The organism is Aureibaculum luteum (genome assembly GCF_003449015.1).
Lineage (GTDB): Bacteria > Bacteroidota > Bacteroidia > Flavobacteriales > Flavobacteriaceae > Aureibaculum > Aureibaculum luteum.
In genome coordinates this window covers 501,229-520,875 of the sequence record NZ_QRGD01000002.1, presented here as the reverse complement: position 1 = coordinate 520,875, position 19,647 = coordinate 501,229, and the positions used below count along the sequence as shown (strand labels likewise).

Here is a 19,647-nt window from a genome sequence, read left to right as displayed (position 1 = left end):
TTTTTATTGAATCTATTTTATAAATGCTACTAGTTAAAAATGTTTATTAATGAAAATTTTTGTTGTGGTAGTTCTGTTGAAACTTTATAAGGAACTTCAACAATGTTAGTTACATTCTTTCTAAGGTATTTTGTAGGATCAAACCATCTTTTACCATGGTAACAAAGAGATTTTTCTTTTGGTACAATAGCATCATTTGCATTTAACTTGATTAAGAAATTTTTAAATGCGTATGAATTTACACCCGTAAATAATTGAATACTTATACTATTGATATTCTTTTTATGTTGATGAACAAGACTTTTCTTAGCTGAAATAAAGTCATCGTTAAGTTGTTTGTTAATTTGCTCACGTCCATTAAAGTGCATTAACGTGATGCGGTTATCTGGTAATTTGTAACCTGCGAGCAAAATAATATCTATGCAACTATCTGGATAATTTAAAATAACATATTCTACAAGCTGTAATGACCCTGTTGTAAAATCAGTTGGAATTAATATTTTTTTCATGTTTTTAACTTTTGGACAAAACTAATTGCCTAAAGTTAGAACCGTATAAGAACCAAATTAGAATGAGATTAGAATTTAAAACCCCTTAATATGTATAGGTAGATTTACTTTGAAGTGTAATTTTAACCATTGTACCCCTATTTATTTGTGAAACTACCCTGATTTCACCTGAATGCATTTTTATAATACGGTATGCTAAAGGAAGGCCAAAACCAAAACCATCTATTTCTCTTACATTAGAGGCTCTGAAAAAAGGTTCAAAAATATTTTTTAATTCATCATCTGGAATACCAACACCTTCATCATTTATAAGAACAATAATGTTGCCCGTCTCTGATATTAATTTTAAGGTTACTTTTTTATAATCAGAAAACTTACACGCATTTTCTAAAATATTACTTAGAGCTACTCTTAATAAAGAGTCACTTCCTAAAACGGTTATAGCATCTTCATTTTCTGGTAACCCTTCAAAATCTATTTTTATTTTGTTATCAGGAATTGAAACGTCAAGATTCTTTTTTATATCTAATACCAATTCATCAATTCGTATGGCGTCTATTACAAAACCCTTAGAATCAAAATCAGTTTTCGCCAATTTAAGTAATCCGTTAACCAAGAAATCGAGACGCGATGCTTCTCTATCTATTTTATTCAAAATATTAAGGTAATAATCTGCACTTCTTGGCTTATAAAGTGCTATTTCTATTTGTCCTAATATCGCTGTAAGCGGATTACGAAGTTCATGAGAAGCATTATTGATAAAATTACTTTGTAAATCGAAAGATATTTGCAACCTATCCAACATCTTATTAAAAGTAGTTGAAAGCTCTGCCAATTCGTCTTTTCCATCAGCCGTATTTAAACGTAATGATAAATTTTCGGCTCGTATGGTGTTTACTTCCTTTATAATTTTTGAAATAGGACTTAATGCTTGTTTTGCGTAATAGGTACCAAATATGGAAATAAAAGCAATACTGATTAGAAATGCAAAAATTAGTGTGTCTCTTAAATTATCAAGTTTACCAAAACCATAAAGGTCAGTTGCTGATAATACAACGATAAAATCTCCTTGATTATCGTGATATAATAAACCTGTATAGTAATACTCGTTTTGTTTTAGTTCTGCATACCCATTTCTAAATATTTTATCATAAAAACTGTCTGGAAGACTATTATCTAAGGCTTTAAGTGGCTTTTTAAGCTTAGCATCTACAGGATATATAACCTCTTTTTCGTTGGGTAATGTTTGTAAATGTTTAACCCGTATATCTTCATAAATATCACTGTTTAATTCATCCTCTTCCAAATAACCTTCTGCAGCAATGGTTGCTCGTTGACTTAAACGTAGGTAAAATTCACGCTCTGTATAATCTTTAGATACTAAATAAATAATGATAAAAACGGCCGTTAAAAACAAGCTTGTCAATACTATAAAAACGGATGTTATTTTTGTTCTTATCTGCATTTATATTATTATTTAAGTATATACCCCATTCCAATTACTGTATGTATAAGTTTTACTTCAAAATTTTTATCAATTTTATTTCGTAAATAATTGACATATACATCTACCACATTGGTACCCATATTAAAATTAATATCCCATACTTTTTCGAGTATATCTACACGATTCAATACCTTATTTTTATTTAATAATAAGTATTGCAGAAGTCGAAATTCTGTTGAAGTCAAACTAATCTCCTCGCCTGCTCGTGTTACCAATTTAGCCTCTGTATCTAATTCTAAATCTTTTAAGGTTAATTTGGGGTTGTTAACAACAGGTACACCTTTATTTCTAGTACGAGCACGAATTCTAGCTAATAGCTCTTTGAACTTAAACGGTTTTATAAGGTAGTCATCTGCACCAGAATCTAACCCTTTTACTATATTTTCAGTTGTACCTAAGGCCGTTAACATTATTATAGGTAGATAGGTATACCCCATTTCTCTAATTCTTTTTGCAACCTCTCGTCCATCCATCTTTGGTAAAATAACATCAAGTACCACTAAATCTATTTGCATTTGTTGCAACAAATCTAATCCATTAGAACCATTGTAGGCTAAAAATACTTTATATCCCGATTCTTGAAGTCCTTGACTTATAAACGCCGCAACATTGGGCTCGTCTTCTATTACTAATATTTGTTTTACGATTTTATATAAAATTTAGATAATCAACAAAGATAAAATATTGTATGAAAGAGGATACATTGTAAGGTTAGAATTCCATTAGAATGTAAAATGTTAAATTAATTGGTTTTGTATTATCCTTATAGTTATGCTTAGCTTTTTAATTTTTAATCTTGAAACTTAACACTATCTTTGCCATCCATAAAAAATAAACATGTCCTTTTTAAAAGAAATTGAACGCCGAAGAACTTTCGGAATTATATCGCATCCAGATGCGGGTAAAACAACATTAACAGAAAAATTATTACTTTTTGGTGGTGCCATTCAAGAAGCCGGTGCTGTAAAAAATAATAAAATAAAAAAAGGAGCTACATCTGACTTTATGGAAATTGAGCGTCAGCGTGGTATTTCTGTAGCTACATCAGTATTGGCTTTTATTTATAAAGACAAAAAGATTAATATTTTAGATACCCCTGGGCATAAAGATTTTGCTGAAGATACCTTTAGAACGTTAACCGCTGTAGATAGTGTTATTGTGGTAATTGATGTTGCCAAAGGGGTTGAAGAGCAAACGGAAAAATTGGTGGAAGTTTGCCGTATGCGAAACATACCCATCATTGTTTTTATAAATAAATTAGACCGTGAAGGTAAAGATGCCTTTGATTTATTAGATGAAGTTGAACAGAAATTAGGCTTAACCGTAACTCCTTTAAGTTTCCCTATTGGTATGGGGTATGATTTTAAAGGTATTTACAATATTTGGGATAAGACATTAAACTTATTTTCAGGAGACAAAAAGCAAGTTGTTTCTGAAGGTGTTGAATTTGATGACATTAACAACCCTGAATTAGATATCATGATTGGCCAAAAAGCAGCCAATGTATTGCGTGAAGAGTTAGAATTAGCCATAGAAGTATATCCTGATTTTGATTTGGAAGCATATAGAGCGGGACATCAGCAACCTGTTTTTTTTGGTTCTGCCTTAAATAATTTTGGTGTAAAAGAATTGTTAGATTGTTTTATTGATATTGCTCCTTCCCCACAACCGAAAAAAGCGGAGGAACGTTTGGTTGATTCTAAAGAAAAGGAATTAACGGGGTTTGTATTTAAAATTCACGCCAATATGGATCCTAAACACCGAGATCGTTTAGCATTTGTAAAAATTGTATCAGGTACTTTTAAGCGAAATGCTCCATACTTGCATGTTCGTCATAATAAAAAATTAAAATTTTCTAGTCCCAATGCTTTTTTTGCAGAGAAAAAAGAAATTGTAGATGAGTCCTTTCCTGGAGATATCGTAGGATTGCATGATACTGGACATTTTAAAATTGGAGATACCTTAACAGAGGGCGAAGTATTGCACTTTAAAGGTGTGCCGAGTTTTTCTCCAGAGCATTTCCGTTATGTAAATAATGCGGACCCTATGAAATCTAAACAGTTAACGAAAGGTTTAGACCAATTGATGGATGAAGGTGTTGCTCAATTGTTTACACTAGAGATGAACGGTAGAAAAGTAATTGGAACCGTTGGTGCATTACAATATGAAGTAATTCAATACCGATTGGAACATGAATATGGTGCAAAATGTACTTATGAAAACTTAAATGTTCATAAAGCATGCTGGGTAGAACCTACAGACCATAAAAATGATGAATTTGCAGATTTTAAACGTGTAAAACAACGTTATTTAGCAAAAGACAAACAAGGGCAATTGGTGTTTTTAGCAGATTCTGCCTTTACAATGCAAATGACACAAAGTAAATACCCAAGTGTTAAATTACATTTTACAAGTGAGTACTAAAGTAATATTTATGAAAAAAATATTACTATTGAGTGTTTCATTTTTTATAATGAGCAATATTTTTGCTCAACAAAAAATTGAAAAATACTACTTTGATGCCTTTGGTGCTAAAACGGATAGTGAAAATGCAGTCACTATTTCACATTATATTTTTTCAGATACTCTCACTGGAAGTGGAAAGTCAAAAAAGTTTGATAAATCTGGTAAACTGATTAGCGAAACTAATTATTCAAATATGAATAAAAAGAATTCTAGTATTGAACTTTGGACAAGACATGGTACTAGTAAAATTTTTAATGCTTCCGGATATCTTCAAATCATAGAAAATTACAAAGACGATAAATTAGATGGTGAACTGATTACCTATTATAATGACAAAACGGTAAAGCGGAAAGACATTTTTAAAAATAACACTTTTGTTGAAGGCCATTGTTTTGACGAAAAGGGTAATGAAATTGAGCATTTTAATTATTTTATTCAACCTGAATATGAAGGCGGTGTTAATGCTATTTATAGTCATATAAGAAAACAAATAAGATATCCTGAAATATTGCAACAGCAAGGTATTTCGGACAAAGTGTATGTTCGGTTTACAATCTCTAAAGAAGGGGGACTAAAAAATATAAGCGTAAATAAAAGTAAAAGTAAACTTTTTAAAGAGGAAGCAATACGTGTTGTTCGTTTAATGAAAAATTGGAAACCTGGTTCTAGAGACGGTGAAAATATAGATGTGAAATATATACTACCTATTAGTTTTAAGGTTCAATAAAACAATTTTCTTCACCATACTAAAACAAAAAAAAAGGCTCCATATTGGAGCCTTTTTCAATTAACCAACTATTATTAATTATGGCTTAATCACCTTAAAAACACCAGTGTTTTCGCCAATATTAACCTTTACTACATAAGCACCAGATGCCAAATGTTGCATGTTAAGTTTAGATTCTAAATTAACAGCTTCTTTTGTCATTATTACTTGTCCGATACTATTATATACATTAATCGATGAGATTTCTTCACTAGATTCTAAGGTTAATTCACCGTCTACAACAGGGTTAGGATAGTATCTAAAACCAATACTTTCAAGTCCTTTAATACTTGATCCTTGTACACCCATTAATTTGTAATCATCAATACCTACACCCCATGTTAAAGAATTTCCATCATCAAATACAAATTCAACTTTAAAATCACTATTTATATATGGAGTTACATCCAAAACACTAGAAGTATGTTCTCCACTATTTTTTTCACCTGAATCAGCAGCTGTGTTTAATACATTTTGCCAAATTTCACCATCCCAAACATTTACTTTAAATGTTCCGTCACTAGCAAAAGATCTTAGATTATAGGTAATTTCTATAGAAGCTTCAACAACACCTTTTTCTATTAAATTAATTGAAGGACTTGTTAAGCCTACCACATTATGGTTAAAGCTACCCGCATTATAATCATTAAAAACCACGCCACCTGATTGAAAAGAAGCTGGGTTTTCCATACCACTCCCTTTTAAAGCGTTTGTATCACCAAAGGTCCAATTATGACCACTGGCTGAATTAGTAGCCGACCATCCGTCAGGCATACTTGTTGAATTAAAACCCTCGTGTTGCAACTGAGCATTTGCTATAAAGCCAACACAAACTAAAATATATATAAAACTTAATTTTTTCATCTTTCTAAATTTTTTATTTAATACTAGCTTAATAAACTTCTACTTCTACTCGTTGAACAAAAACTGCAGTATTACCCGCTGCATCCGTAACCGTCCATTCTCTTACCCATAAATCGGCTCCATCTCTGGCTCTTACACATTTTGTAAAGGCTCCATCCATTTCTATATGTTGTCCACTTGGTATGGCTTGTCCATTTACATTACCTGAATATGCTAAATAGAATGCAACACTTGGGTAGCCAAATTGATCTCTTGGTCCAATATCTAAATAATGTGGATTACTATTTACTAATGCTAGGTTATCAGTTGCATTTGCTCCAAAACCGGTAAAGTCATTTGTTTTCGTAAAATCTACGTTTCCATATTTATGTCTGTCTTTATCAGCTGCGGTTGGTGCTTGTCCACCTGCATTGATCCACAGTGCATATCCCATAACTTTCTCGAAGTATAAATTAACATCCCAACCAGAATTAGTATCTGTATTATTTCGTATTCTTCCTAAAATTTTAGCCGAACCATCAAGTACTTGAACATAATGTCCATTACTCCAAGAATGCTCTGTATCGCCTGCCATTCCATTAAAAGTTACATTTGAATCTGTATTGGTTGTATTAAAATCAATATCACAAGATTCTCTGCTTTTATATTCTTGATATTCTATAGTTACTGCTGAACAGTTGTCAGAAAAAGTAACCACTGGCATTTGAGATAGGTCTTCTAATAAAATATAATCTTGAAAATTATTTGCTGTTGGCAATTCTGTATCATTCTCAACACAACTACATCTTACATTGGTTTTAATGGCACCACCCATAACCCATGATTGCCCATTCACGGTTTGACCATTCTTTTTAGTTCGTGTATCAATTTTTATATCAATTTCATCTACATTACCAGCAACATTCGTCATTTTAAGTTCAAAAACTTTAATACAACATTGTCCTGAAGGAAAACTGTTAATTGTTTCTGTTAATTCAGCAAAACTGCCGTCAGCTGCAGAAACTTCTATATGAATATATCTACCGTCTGGTGTTAATTCTGAAATAGGTAATTCTACAGTTACCGTTCTAGGACCTGAATCCGTTTGAATAGGAATTGTAGTTGTTTCTATATTATTATATCCACTTAACGCAGTAAAAACTCCTGAACTAGAAGTTCCATTATTTTTCTTTCTAAATACATAAGCCAATATTGATTGTGCATGGCTCGCTTGTGTCGTATTGTTATAATTTACCGCTGAAGTAGCTGGTAATTCAGTTCTATAATACCAAACATTGGTACTTCCTCCCGTTGGTACAACTCTAGAAGCTGAGTACTTATTACCGTCAGCATCTTCAATTTCAATAGTACTTCCAGGGTTATTCCCTTTGTATACGATTTCAACAACAACACGCTCAATATCTTTAGTATCCCCAATACTTAAAGAAACAGGCACGTTATTTTTTAATCCTAAACTTAGTAATTCAACTTCGATACCATCATCACAGGTATACGACCATCCTGGGTCTGTAGTACTGGTAAAGGTATTCGATTTGATAGGTACTTCTTTTGAAGTGACTATTAAACCTTCATTAGCGAAGGCTGTTAATTGTGATAGCAATAAAACCAGCACAAATAGTTCTGATAAATAATTTTTTTTCATGGTGTTTAGCTTTAATTAGAATAGCGAAAAAATCGCCGTTGATATTCCTATTTATATATTAAACAACTAACTATTAAAAATTCCTACCCCTATCTCAAAGTTTTTTTTATTTTTTTTATTTGATTCAACTTTTCTCTATTTATAATTCTTTATTTTTACCCAAATTACATGAAAAAATATATAAATTTGAAATTCAATTTTTAACCCACCCCATGGATACAACTAAAATTATTGAACTGTTAAGCTACACATTACCTGCTATTGTTACAGGCTTGGTAGCCCTTTTTTTCTTTAAACAAGTAAGTAAAAACGAATCTAACAGACGTACGTTTACACTGTTAAAAGAAAATCAAAAAACAGCATTACCCCTTAGATTACAAGCTTATGAGCGAATGGTTCTTTTTTTAGAACGAATTTCTCCTAACAATTTATTAGTGAGAGTAGTACCTTCTAGTGAAGATAAACCTGCTTATTTCAAAAAATTACTAGCCAACATAGAACAAGAGTATGAACATAACCTAGCTCAACAAATTTATATAAGTAGCAATTGTTGGAAAACTATTGTAACTGCAAAAAACAACACCCTAAATTTATTAAAAGAAACTATGTTAGAGGGTGAAGTAAGTACGGCTAACAAAATGAGAGAAGCTGTATTACAAAAACTTTTAAATGAAGAATCACCTACCCAAACAGCAATTGAAGTTGTAAAACATGAGGTAAAAAAAATAATGTAGTAACAAATTTTTTATGAAGGCATTAAAGAAATAATTAATTTCTTTTAAAATAGAATTCAATTAATACCAATACTTTAATACTCCTATAAAATTATGAATAAAATTATCTTATCCTTCGTTTTTTGTATGCTAAGCATTGGTTTCAATTTTGCACAGCGAGTTCCTGCAGACACTATAAAAACTAATGATGGTGCTATTATCATTCAGCCTATAACACATGGGGCTTTAGTACTTCAATGGAATAATACTACTATTTATGTAGATCCGTATGGTGGATCTGAATTATACAAAGGAATTACTGCACCTGACCTTATTTTAATTACTGACATTCATGGTGATCATACTGATTTAAAAACATTAGCGGGAATTGATACCCAAAAAGCAAAATTCATTGTGCCACCTGCTGTAGCTGAAATGCTTAAAACGGATTATGAGAGTCAATTGGAAATAGTTAAGAATGGAGAAATGGCTGTTCATGGAGAAATTTTTATAAATACTATTCCTATGTATAATTTACCTGAAGAGGAAAATTCAAAGCACCCAAAAGGGCGAGGCAATGGTTATTTTATAAATCTTGGTGGTAAAGCCCTTTATATTAGTGGAGATACGGAGGATATAAAAGAAATGCGGGCTTTAAAAGATATCGATATTGCTTTTGTTTGTATGAATTTACCCTATACCATGGATATTAATCAAGCCGCAAGTGCTGTTCTAGAATTTAAACCTAAAATTGTTTATCCTTATCATTATAGAGGTAATCCTGATATGAGTGATACCGAGGTTTTTAAGAAGTTGGTAAATGATAAAAATAGTAAGATTGAAGTAAGGCTTAGAGATTGGTATAAGAAATAATTACAACATCCCATGTCTCAAGAAATTCTCATTATCTTAGGTTCTCCTAATTCTCCAAATGGAGATTTAGGTACAATTTCTATCAGCAGATTAAACGGTTGTTTGAATCATTATAAAAAGAATACTTTAATTCTTTGCACTGGTGGTTGGGGGCCACACTTTAATACTTCAGCTCAATCGCATGCTTCTATTGCCAAAAATTATTTAATTAATGAAGGAATTCCAGAAAATGCTTTTCTAGAATGTGCATTATCATCAAACACTGTTGATGATGCTGTTAAAATTAGACCTATCATCAAAAATTTAAACCATATAAAGTTGACAGTTATAACTTCTGATTATCATTTAGAAAGAGTAAAGCTGATTTTTAATGAAATATTAAAAGGGTTTACAATCACTTATTTAAGTGTGGAAAGTAATTTACCTAAGGACAGTTTTGATGCTATCATAGAACATGAAAAGAAAGCAATACATTCAATTGAAAAAAACGGACTTTACTATTAATATTTGTAATGTTGATTATAATTATAACAATTAGGATTTAATAAATGGAAAATAAAAGTAATCATATTAATTATATTGAATTCAGAGCTTATAATTTGGAAGAAATTAAGGACTTTTACTCAGATGCTTTTGGTTGGTCATTTATTGATTATGGAACTACTTATACCGCATTTTCTGAAAGTGGACTAGATGGTGGTTTTGAATTTACTATAGATGAAATAGTGAATGGAGCATTGGTCGTTTTGTTTCATCAAAATCTTAGCGACATAAAAACGAAAATAATTGTATGTGGTGGCAGAATTACCAAAGATATTTTCTCTTTTCCTGGAGGAAAACGGTTTCAGTTTTTAGACCCATCCGGAAACGAATTGGCCGTTTGGTCAGATAAATAATAGCTATTTATATTAGTTAATTATAGCAACTGCTTTGGGGCAGATTCTTTCTGAAAATTTCTGGTACGCTTTACCTGAAGGATGTAAATTATCACTGGCCACCAAATTAGGATCATTTAAACCTTGTCTGGTAATATCTGTTATGTTTACAAAGAGTACACCATTTTTTTTAGCGGTATCCTCAGCAAACTTATTATACGTATCAATTTCACTAGAAATTTTACCTGGGTTACCACTTTGTCCAAAAGGTGTATACGCATAATCCGGAATTGAAACAACAATTACATTCTTCTTAATGTTATTAGCAAGTTTGATTGACTGCTCTAATAAAATGACAAATTCTTTTTCATAAACACTAAATAACTTCCCTTGATATTGATTGTTTACGCCGATAAGTAACGTCACTAAATCATAAGAAATTCGCTTCGTTCCATAATCTATGCCGTCTATTAAATTACTTGTAGTCCAACCTGTGGTGGCAATAATTTCTACATTTAATTCAGTTTTAGAGGTGTCTTCAATACATTTGGCCAATTGTACAGGGAAACTGTTTTCTGAAGAAACACTCTGCCCAATGGTGTAACTATCGCCTAAGGCTAAATAGTGTTTTATGGTGTTAACAGGTACAGAAACGGTGTCTGTTGCTATGTTTGTGGTGTCTGATACCACAATTATGGAATCATTATCTATAATTTCATTTTCTGTTACAGGCAGAACTGTATTATTAGACATACAACTTGTTAAAGCAATTAGGATAATGAAAGCTTTTAAAATATGCATAGTTTGCTTTTTATACTATTTACGTAAAAATAGGAAGAGCAGTTTTAAAGAATCACATAAAACTGGAAAACATCGGTTATCATGTCCTCAACTATTTTAAAATAGTTGGAACGGGTTCACCCATTTTTTCTTTTGAAACAGAAACTTTCAATAACTCAAGTACCGTAGCCGCTACTTGATTGTTATAGAATTGTGTATCCTCTTTAATTTCACCTTTAGCCTCTATTTTTGGACCTAACACCGCTAACCAAGTTTGAGTGGCACCAATGACCTCTTTTCCATGACTAGTCCAGCTACTACTCTTTTCTACTCCCACCCCTCTACCATGATCAGTCGTAATTATAAAATAGGTGTTGTTTTTATAAAATTCATTTTCCTGAACATAGTCCCATAAATCTTCAATTAAAGCATCCGTATTTTTTAAAGATTTTATATAGGAATTAAACGAACCGTCATGTGCAAAATCATCTGTTTCACCATATGCGATATATACTAATTTCGGATTATTCTTCTTAATATATTCTTTTGCAAAATGATGTGTAAACACATCTAATCGAACATTTTTCCATATTATTGGTGCTAGCCATTGCATTTCATTTAATAAAACTTCTTGAGCATTTAAATTTTCAGAAGCATCCATATAACCTGCATTTACTGGAATTCCACTTCGCTTATCATTAATTATATAAGGAAAGACATCCCAACTGGCAAATGCAGCAACTTTACCTTTGTAAGCAGGTAAATTATTTACTTTCTCTAAGATTGTTGTGTTTTTATTATACTCTTTATTATTACTATCGATATTTTCATCATCAGAAAAACCACTTAAAATCTCATTATAGCCAGGATATGAAAAGACCATTTTGTTAATTACATCTACTTTACTACCTGCATTTCTGTTACCATACAATTGCCCTTTGTTAGCAATTGTATTCCAGAAAAAAGGCATTAATTTTTTTCTTTTTTCTTCTGGCGTATTCCCTTCAAATAAACTTGTTAATTGTTCCTTATTTTCTGTATAACTTTCATTTTCTATTAATTTAGAATCTATTCCCGTAAATACTTCTTGCCATCTCACTCCATCAAGTGTAATTAAAAACACATTTGGCTCTTTATCTTGTGCACATAATGCCAATGGAATAATCAGAAAAGCAATTAAAAAAAATAATTTTACTGATGTCTTCATTTTAATGAAAAAGTTTTAGAACAAAAATTAACGAATCAACTTTTTATATTTAATACGTTTTGGCATTAAATCACCACCCAAACGTTGCTTCTTATTTTCTTCATACTCACTAAATCCTCCTTCAAAGAAATACACTTCACTGTCACCTTCAAAAGCTAAAATATGTGTACAAATTCTATCTAAAAACCAACGGTCGTGACTAATAACAACTGCACAACCCGCAAAGTTTTCTAGACCTTCTTCCAAAGCTCTTAATGTGTTTACATCCAAATCATTAGTTGGCTCATCTAAAAGTAAAACATTACCCTCTTCTTTTAGCGTCATGGCTAAATGTAATCTGTTACGCTCACCTCCTGAAAGGGTATTTACTTTTTTGTTTTGCTCACTACCAGAAAAGTTAAATCGGCTTAAATAAGCTCTAGAATTAACTTGCTTTCCTCCCATTAAAATTAAATCTTGCTCATCGGAAAAGTTTTGCCAAATACTCTTGTCTGGATCAATGTTTGAATGTGCCTGATCTACATAGGCAATTTTTGCAGTGTCTCCAACAATAAATTCTCCTTTATCTGGTTTTTCCTCGCCCATTATCATTTTAAAAATAGTGGTTTTACCAGCACCGTTAGGACCAATAATTCCTACGATACCTGCTTGAGGTAAGTTAAAGTTTAAATTTTCATATAATAATTTATCACCAAATGCTTTGCTCACCCCTTTGGCTTCTATAACATTTGTCCCCAATCGTGGACCATTAGGAATGTAAATTTCTAACTTTTCATCCAATTGTTTTTGGTCTTGGCTCAACAGTTTATCATAATTCTTTAACCTTGCTTTCTGCTTAGTTTGTCTTCCTTTCGCTCCTTGTCGTACCCAGTCTAACTCACGTTCTAATGTCTTTTGACGTTTAGAAGCTGTTTTACTTTCTTGTGCCAATCGTTTTGACTTTTGATCTAACCAAGAAGAATAATTCCCTTTCCAAGGAATACCTTCACCTCTATCCAATTCCAAAATCCAACCCGCTACATTATCTAGAAAATACCTATCATGCGTTACTGCAATTACAGTTCCTTTATATTGTGCTAAATGATGCTCTAACCAATGAACAGATTCTGCATCTAAATGGTTTGTTGGCTCATCTAATAATAAAACTTCAGGTTCTTGTAATAATAATCTACATAACGCAACACGTCGTCTTTCACCACCAGATAAATTCTTAATAGGCGTATCACCTTCAGGAGTTCTTAAGGCATCCATTGCAATCTCTAACTTGGTATCTAATTCCCATGCATTGGAAGCATCAATTTTATCTTGAAGTTCTGCCTGTTGAGCCATTAATTTTTCCATCTTATCTGCATCAGAATATACTTCTTCCAACCCAAACATGTCATTAATTTTATTGTATTCGTCTAGAATTGCAACTGTCTCTGCTACACCTTCTTTAACAATATCAATTACAGTTTTAGTTTCATCTAATTTCGGTTCTTGTTCTAAATAACCAACCTTATAACCTGGAGCAAAAACAACATCTCCTTGGTAATTTTTTTCAATTCCAGCAATTATTTTCAGCAAGGTAGATTTACCAGAACCGTTTAATCCCAATATTCCAATTTTGGCCCCATAAAAGAAGCTTAGATAGATATCTTTTAATACCTGTTTATTTGTGCTTTGAAAGGTTTTTGAAACCTTATTCATTGAAAAAATAACTTTTTTATCGTCAGCCATTATTTTACTAATTATTTATTTTATTATTAATTTTTGAAATCTTTACTACGAGGTCTAGGCAGTATAATTGACTATTTTAAGTATCAAAATTCTCTTACCTTAAGGAATGACAAGGAATGTGCTCTTTTTACACACGTCCTTTAAGTGCATTAAACACCCATGCATTTGCGAAGAAACCGATACCTACAGCAGCAAAACCCCATCCCGCAACATCATCATATCTAAAAGCTCCTAGAGCAATTAATATTACACCCATTGCAATCATAATTAACGTGGCATAACCCAATACGGTATTTTTATTCATTATCATAATATTAGAAGTTTAGTTGGTAGAGCAAATATCGTTACAAATATTTAGAAATGCCAATAAAAGGCACATACAATTAGAAAACGCCAAATTTTAGCCTCTTAAGTGCAATTCTTTCATCACTTTATTAAAAGTATCTGAAGTTGGGGTCAAATACACTTCACCATCTACAATTAGTGTTGGGTATTTAATAGCTCCATCATATAATTCTTTTGTATGCTTTGCCGCTTCTTCGTCAATAGCTAAATTTTTGTAAATGAAATCAATTTCAGCCATTCTTAAAAAGTTTTTGAATGCCACCGTGTGAGCATCTTCCTTTTTACCATAAATGATTATTTCCATTTTCTAATTTTTAGTTATTAAAACAAAATCAAGCTAATGCCTCTAAATACGTTACTGTTTTATCAATTACAGATTATTTGAACGAACAAAGCGGTATAATTACGATTCCTTTTTTACTTGAAAACTAACAGTGACTACAACATCGCACTGATCTTTTATGTCAATATCCCTGCAAATAATTTCTATTACATTAAGTTTAACTTATAAAATTAATTTTTTTATGTTCCCCATCGCAATATGGTTTATTGTTTGATGCACCACATCTACAAAAAGCGGTTATTTTCTCTTTTATATCAATTGAACCATCTGTGTTGGTAACTGCACAAGTTCCATTAACTAATAGTGGTCCGTTTTCCGCTACAGTAATTTTAATGTTTTCACTTTTCATTATTTCTTTATTTCTTTATTTAAATCTTTTTTAATGGTTAGTGCACCTGAAAGACATGCATTTACTTAATTTTCAATACGCTCTGAGCAGCTCCATTCATATTTACCCAAGGTCTGTTTTGGGGATTAAAAACTTGTAATAAACCTATCCAACATAACTTAGAATGGATACAAACATCAGGTTTATAATTCTTGATTACTATACTCCTTTATTATTTCTTTTGAAGCTTCCATTTTTATAAAGCCATTTCAAAATCGTTAATTCCTTTTAAAAATTCAATATTCATTTGTTTATCAGTAATGCCTGCTTCGCTATAATTATCATTAAAAAAAGGCAATGAAAAATTAGCTATAATATCAGCACCCATTCTTGGAAATTTGCCCAGTGCTATTTCCATAACTGAGGCTCCTCCTCTACCACCTGGTGATGTTGACAAAAGCAACATAGGTTTATTTTTCCAAACAACTTTATCAATTCGAGATACCCAATCAAAAACATTCTTAAAAGCCACCGAATAGGCTCCATTATGCTCCGCCAATGAAAGAATAATACCGTCCGAATTATTTAATAATTCATTAAATCGTTGGGCAGCTTCTGGGTATCCATTTTCGTTTTCTTCATCAATAGAATATAAAGGTAACTCAAAATCATTTAAATCTAATATATTCACCTTTATCTTCTTTAATTCTTCCGATGCCAAAACAACCAGTTTTTTATTTATAGATTGTTTGCTGTTACTTCCTGCAAATGCAATAATTTCCTTTTTAGGCATTTAATAAAATAAGGTTTATATATTAAGATTTTATCAAAGATACGATAAAAAGTTCTTTTTAAAGGTATCTAATGATAGGCTGATATTGTTTTAAAAACTTTTTATTTTTCCTAACCCATAACTTTAAAAAAACAAAGTTATGACCTCTCTAAAGGAGAGGTGAAATGGTAAAAATCCAGAAATATTATAGATTAAAAATCGTTTATTTTTGTATTTTAGCCAATGCTATCGAAATCAATTTTATGGATATAAATTTTAATAAAAACGAAGACCACAACAAATTACAAGTTGGAGCTCTCAGAGATAAATTACGTGATGTTTATAATGGTGGTGGTAAAAAACGGATTGAAAAGCAACATGCTAAGGGCAAACTAACGGCTAGAGAACGTATAGATTATTTGTTAGATAATAAGTCTAATCGTATTGAAATAGCAGCATTTGCTGGAGAAGGAATGTATGCAGAACATGGTGGTTGTCCTTCGGGTGGTGTAGTGGTGAAAATTGGTTATGTTAAAGGCAAACAATGTATTGTCGTTGCAAACGATGCTACGGTTAAAGCTGGAGCTTGGTTTCCCATTACAGGTAAAAAGAATTTAAGAGCACAAGAAATTGCTATTGAGAATAGACTTCCTATCATTTATTTGGTAGATTCTGCGGGTGTTTATTTGCCTTTGCAGGATGAAATTTTTCCTGATAAAGAACATTTCGGTCGCATTTTTAGAAATAATGCTATAATGAGTAGCATGGGTATTACCCAAATAGCTGCCGTTATGGGCAGTTGTGTTGCAGGAGGGGCCTACTTACCTATTATGAGTGATGAGGCCTTAATTGTTGATAAAACAGGAAGTATTTTCCTTGCCGGTAGTTATTTGGTAAAAGCTGCCATTGGAGAAAGTATTGATAATGAAACACTAGGAGGAGCAACAACCCATTGCGAAATTTCTGGAGTAACAGATTATAAAGCAAAAGATGACAAAGATGCTTTAGATACGATTAAGAATATTGTTGATAAAATTGGCGATTTTGATAAAGCAGGTTATAATCGTGCAAAAGTTCTAGATCCAAAGGAAAACCCCGAAGAAATTTACGGTATCTTACCTAAATCAAGAGCTGAACAATATGACATGTTCGAAATTATAAAGCGATTGGTAGATAATTCTGAATATGATGAATATAAAGCCGGTTATGGTAAATCATTAATTACGGCGTATGCACGTATTGATGGTTGGGCCGTGGGTATTGTAGCCAATCAGCGGAAAGTTGTAAAAACTGCCAAAGGAGAAATGCAATTTGGAGGGGTTATTTATTCTGACAGTGCTGATAAAGCCACACGTTTTATTGCCAATTGTAACCAAAAGAAAATTCCGTTAGTATTTTTACAAGATGTAACAGGCTTTATGGTAGGTAGTAAATCAGAGCATGGAGGCATTATAAAAGACGGAGCCAAAATGGTGAATGCTGTTAGTAATTCAGTAGTACCTAAATTCACCGTAATTATTGGGAATAGTTATGGTGCTGGTAATTACGCCATGTGTGGAAAAGCCTATGACCCACGCCTTATTTTTGCTTGGCCAAGTGCTGAATTGGCCGTTATGAGTGGTAATTCTGCAGCCAAAGTATTACTACAAATTGAAAAAGCATCTTTAGAGAAAAAAGGAGAGAAAATTACCAAAGAAAAAGAAGATGAACTTTTTAACAAAATAAAAAACAGATACGATAATCAGGTTTCTCCCTATTATGCCGCCTCTAGAATTTGGACAGATGCGGTTATAGATCCTTTAGATACTAGAACTTGGATTAGTATGGGGATTGAAGCCGCTAACCACGCTCCTATTGAAAAGAAATTTAATTTGGGGATTTTGCAGGTTTAAAATTATCAGGAGTCAAATTTACATTCAGATATGTTAAATTAGAATTAATGATTATTTTATTTAAAACCTGGTGATATCAAAATAATATTACATGAAAAAATATATTTACTTTATAATTATTTTATTAATAACAATTCCAAATAGTTTTTCTCAAAAACAAATTGTAAATAAAGAAGATGGACCAACATATATTCCATTAAAAATATATAGAAGTATCTATAAAAAGGAGATTACTAAAGAGGATCTGAATAAATTAAAAATCAATGGTAATGACACGTTAATTTTAGTCCATGGCTTAATAAAAAAAGGAAATAAAATTGGTGTAAAACGTAGAGTCATTAGCGAACGTAGAACTTACATGACCTTAAAATCATTTAAACAACATTATAAAAGACCATTAACTAAAGTTGATTCTTTAAGTTTTAAATTTAATAACAATGATACATTAGTATTAGTTAAAGATTATAAACCAAGAGGCGTTTCGGTACCCTATGAAAAAGTTGACTCTACTTTATTAGAAATATATAAAGATGTAGTTTACAGGAAATATCACTCAAAAAAAAGTGACAAAAGGAAGGAATATATGGTCTTATGGACAGAACCAATAAAATTATATTTTAGCGAATCAGTAGATAAAGAATATGAACAAGTAATACGAAATTTGTCAATGAAAATTTCAAATGAGATTGATTCTTTAAACATCTCCTTTGTATCAAATTTAGAGGAGTCAAATTATGTCATTTATCAGATAGATGAAAATCATAGCCATAAGTATTCAAAAAATATGAGTGCTAATAAATATATTAATTTTCATAGTTATTGGAATAAGGGAAAAATATATGATACCAAATTGGAAATAAATACAACTACGTTCAAAAACGCAGAGGTAAATAAAAAATATTTAATGAAAAGTTTTATACGCTCATTAGGTCATTTTTATACAACTTCAAAAGTGCCATGTGAAAGTGTCTTTTCAAATTGCAATGGTAAAAAAATCACCTTTGGAGAGACAGATTTAAAACTTCTTAAATATCATTATTCTTATGGTATCTGTAAAAGAACACCGTTAGAAACATTTGAAGATAATCATGAAAAAGCAAAACAAACATTTTCACAAACAGGTAGACCATTATATTTTATACATGTAGATTAAAGAAATTAAAAAAAAACGATAATTAGAATTAGAAACAGAATAAATAACCCAATAAAATAAAACATGGGAAGAGCATTTGAATTTAGAAAAGCAAGAAAAATGAAGCGTTGGTCAGCGATGGCCAAAACCTTTACACGTATTGGTAAAGACATTGTAATGGCCGTAAAAGAAGGTGGTCCAAATCCTGAATCGAACTCACGGTTACGCGTCGTTATTCAGAATGCCAAGGCTGCTAATATGCCGAAGGAAAATGTAGAACGTGCTATTAAAAAAGCATCTGATAAAAATACAGCAGATTACAAGGAAGTTCTTTTTGAAGGTTATGCTCCACATGGTATTGCTGTGTTAGTTGAAACAGCGACGGATAACAATAACAGAACGGTAGCTAATGTTCGTGCGGCATTTACTAAGTGTGATGGTAATTTAGGTACATCAGGTTCCGTTGTTTTTATGTTTGATCATACGTGTAACTTTAGAGTTTCTACAGAGGAATTAAATATGGATTTAGAAGAACTAGAACTTGAATTGATAGATTTTGAAGTTGAAGAAATTTTTGAAGATGAAGATGGACTGATGATTTATGCTCCTTTTGAATCATTTGGTGCTATTCAAAGCTATTTAGATGAGAAAAATGTTGAAATTTTATCTTCAGATTTTGAAAGAATTCCAACCACTACTAAAAAATTAACAGAAGAAGAAAAAGCTGATGTTGATAAATTATTAGAAAAATTAGAAGAAGAAGATGATGTACAAAATGTATATCATTCTATGGAGGAGTGAAAATTAAATGGTAATGTTCAGTAGTAATTAGCAGTAAAACGCTGCAATCTGTGCGTGAAAAACAAAACTACTTAATGAACATTCAGATTATAATAATGAGATTGCCACGTCGC

General features: G+C 31.6%; 22 protein-coding genes. 9 read left to right on the top strand and 13 right to left on the bottom strand.

The genetic code is table 11. From position 1 onward, the window contains the following. Nucleotides 1-29 precede the first annotated feature (29 nt). The 3 genes from D3P13_RS07480 to D3P13_RS07470 all read right to left on the bottom strand — a co-directional run bounded on the left by D3P13_RS07480 (nucleotide 30) and on the right by D3P13_RS07470 (nucleotide 2,663). Nucleotides 30-509 (bottom strand): hypothetical protein, encoded by a 480-nt coding sequence (locus D3P13_RS07480; RefSeq protein ID WP_117880724.1) that lies wholly within the window; start codon nucleotides 507-509, stop codon nucleotides 30-32. 85 nt (nucleotides 510-594) lie between these two features. Next, nucleotides 595-1,974, bottom strand: coding sequence for a HAMP domain-containing sensor histidine kinase (locus D3P13_RS07475; RefSeq protein ID WP_117880722.1), 1,380 nt, complete (start codon nucleotides 1,972-1,974; stop codon nucleotides 595-597). An 8-nt stretch (nucleotides 1,975-1,982) separates the two neighbouring features. Next, a complete protein-coding gene (locus D3P13_RS07470; protein ID WP_117880720.1) occupies nucleotides 1,983-2,663 on the bottom strand; it encodes a response regulator transcription factor in 681 nt (226 codons plus the stop codon). A 190-nt stretch (nucleotides 2,664-2,853) separates the two neighbouring features. Between D3P13_RS07470 and D3P13_RS07465 the strand changes: the two genes are divergently transcribed. Both D3P13_RS07465 and D3P13_RS07460 read left to right on the top strand, forming a co-directional pair. Next, nucleotides 2,854-4,440: a peptide chain release factor 3 gene (locus D3P13_RS07465; protein WP_117880718.1), complete on the top strand. Its 1,587-nt coding sequence runs from the start codon at nucleotides 2,854-2,856 to the stop codon at nucleotides 4,438-4,440. 10 nt (nucleotides 4,441-4,450) lie between these two features. Then, nucleotides 4,451-5,209, top strand: a complete 759-nt coding sequence (locus tag D3P13_RS07460; RefSeq protein ID WP_157972856.1) for an energy transducer TonB — start codon at nucleotides 4,451-4,453, stop codon at nucleotides 5,207-5,209. Between the two features lie 78 nt (nucleotides 5,210-5,287). Here the strand turns inward: D3P13_RS07460 and D3P13_RS07455 are convergent, their stop codons facing one another. Next, nucleotides 5,288-6,112: a T9SS type A sorting domain-containing protein gene (locus tag D3P13_RS07455; RefSeq protein ID WP_117880714.1), complete on the bottom strand. Its 825-nt coding sequence runs from the start codon at nucleotides 6,110-6,112 to the stop codon at nucleotides 5,288-5,290. A gap of 28 nt (nucleotides 6,113-6,140) precedes the next feature. After that, nucleotides 6,141-7,754, bottom strand: coding sequence for a hypothetical protein (locus D3P13_RS07450; RefSeq protein WP_117880712.1), 1,614 nt, complete (start codon nucleotides 7,752-7,754; stop codon nucleotides 6,141-6,143). Between the two features lie 212 nt (nucleotides 7,755-7,966). Between D3P13_RS07450 and D3P13_RS07445 the strand changes: the two genes are divergently transcribed. The 4 genes from D3P13_RS07445 (at nucleotide 7,967) to D3P13_RS07430 (ending at nucleotide 10,236) form a co-directional block, all read left to right on the top strand. Beyond that, the gene (locus D3P13_RS07445) at nucleotides 7,967-8,488 is read left to right on the top strand and encodes a DUF7935 family protein (RefSeq protein ID WP_117880710.1); all 522 of its coding nucleotides are present in this window, start codon (nucleotides 7,967-7,969) and stop codon (nucleotides 8,486-8,488) included. Between the two features lie 93 nt (nucleotides 8,489-8,581). Beyond that, a complete protein-coding gene (locus tag D3P13_RS07440; RefSeq protein ID WP_117880708.1) occupies nucleotides 8,582-9,340 on the top strand; it encodes an MBL fold metallo-hydrolase in 759 nt (252 codons plus the stop codon). Nucleotides 9,341-9,352: 12 nt separating this feature from the next. After that, a complete protein-coding gene (locus D3P13_RS07435) occupies nucleotides 9,353-9,844 on the top strand; it encodes a YdcF family protein (RefSeq protein WP_117880706.1) in 492 nt (163 codons plus the stop codon). Nucleotides 9,845-9,888: 44 nt separating this feature from the next. Beyond that, the gene (locus D3P13_RS07430) at nucleotides 9,889-10,236 is read left to right on the top strand and encodes a VOC family protein (protein ID WP_117880704.1); all 348 of its coding nucleotides are present in this window, start codon (nucleotides 9,889-9,891) and stop codon (nucleotides 10,234-10,236) included. Between the two features lie 12 nt (nucleotides 10,237-10,248). Here the strand turns inward: D3P13_RS07430 and D3P13_RS07425 are convergent, their stop codons facing one another. The 8 genes from D3P13_RS07425 to D3P13_RS07395 all read right to left on the bottom strand — a co-directional run bounded on the left by D3P13_RS07425 (nucleotide 10,249) and on the right by D3P13_RS07395 (nucleotide 15,730). Continuing rightward, the gene (locus tag D3P13_RS07425; RefSeq protein ID WP_117880701.1) at nucleotides 10,249-11,016 is read right to left on the bottom strand and encodes an SGNH/GDSL hydrolase family protein; all 768 of its coding nucleotides are present in this window, start codon (nucleotides 11,014-11,016) and stop codon (nucleotides 10,249-10,251) included. A 91-nt stretch (nucleotides 11,017-11,107) separates the two neighbouring features. Beyond that, nucleotides 11,108-12,202 (bottom strand): sulfatase-like hydrolase/transferase, encoded by a 1,095-nt coding sequence (locus D3P13_RS07420; protein WP_117880699.1) that lies wholly within the window; start codon nucleotides 12,200-12,202, stop codon nucleotides 11,108-11,110. Nucleotides 12,203-12,229: 27 nt separating this feature from the next. Then, nucleotides 12,230-13,921 carry an energy-dependent translational throttle protein EttA gene (gene ettA, locus D3P13_RS07415; protein WP_117880697.1) on the bottom strand — a complete coding sequence of 564 codons (1,692 nt, stop codon included), beginning with the start codon at nucleotides 13,919-13,921 and terminating at the stop codon, nucleotides 12,230-12,232. A gap of 127 nt (nucleotides 13,922-14,048) precedes the next feature. Continuing rightward, entirely contained in the window at nucleotides 14,049-14,231 is a 183-nt protein-coding gene (locus D3P13_RS22080; protein WP_232829152.1) for a CAL67264 family membrane protein, read from the bottom strand. 90 nt (nucleotides 14,232-14,321) lie between these two features. Beyond that, a complete protein-coding gene (locus D3P13_RS07410) occupies nucleotides 14,322-14,570 on the bottom strand; it encodes a thioredoxin domain-containing protein (protein ID WP_117880695.1) in 249 nt (82 codons plus the stop codon). 196 nt (nucleotides 14,571-14,766) lie between these two features. Beyond that, complete coding sequence (locus D3P13_RS07405) at nucleotides 14,767-14,958, bottom strand: CDGSH iron-sulfur domain-containing protein (RefSeq protein WP_117880692.1); 192 nt, start codon at nucleotides 14,956-14,958, stop codon at nucleotides 14,767-14,769. Between the two features lie 61 nt (nucleotides 14,959-15,019). Continuing rightward, nucleotides 15,020-15,106: a hypothetical protein gene (locus D3P13_RS22430; protein ID WP_394336455.1), complete on the bottom strand. Its 87-nt coding sequence runs from the start codon at nucleotides 15,104-15,106 to the stop codon at nucleotides 15,020-15,022. A gap of 87 nt (nucleotides 15,107-15,193) precedes the next feature. Further along, complete coding sequence (locus D3P13_RS07395; RefSeq protein ID WP_117880690.1) at nucleotides 15,194-15,730, bottom strand: NADPH-dependent FMN reductase; 537 nt, start codon at nucleotides 15,728-15,730, stop codon at nucleotides 15,194-15,196. A 242-nt stretch (nucleotides 15,731-15,972) separates the two neighbouring features. On the opposite strand from D3P13_RS07395, the gene D3P13_RS07390 reads away from it, so the two are divergent. The 3 genes from D3P13_RS07390 (at nucleotide 15,973) to D3P13_RS07380 (ending at nucleotide 19,534) form a co-directional block, all read left to right on the top strand. Continuing rightward, on the top strand, nucleotides 15,973-17,601 hold the full coding sequence (locus D3P13_RS07390; RefSeq protein WP_117880688.1) for an acyl-CoA carboxylase subunit beta: 1,629 nt from the start codon (nucleotides 15,973-15,975) through the stop codon (nucleotides 17,599-17,601). Between the two features lie 91 nt (nucleotides 17,602-17,692). Continuing rightward, nucleotides 17,693-18,754 carry a hypothetical protein gene (locus tag D3P13_RS07385; protein ID WP_117880686.1) on the top strand — a complete coding sequence of 354 codons (1,062 nt, stop codon included), beginning with the start codon at nucleotides 17,693-17,695 and terminating at the stop codon, nucleotides 18,752-18,754. 63 nt (nucleotides 18,755-18,817) lie between these two features. Beyond that, complete coding sequence (locus D3P13_RS07380) at nucleotides 18,818-19,534, top strand: YebC/PmpR family DNA-binding transcriptional regulator (RefSeq protein WP_117880684.1); 717 nt, start codon at nucleotides 18,818-18,820, stop codon at nucleotides 19,532-19,534. The last annotated feature ends 113 nt before the right edge of the window (nucleotides 19,535-19,647 follow it).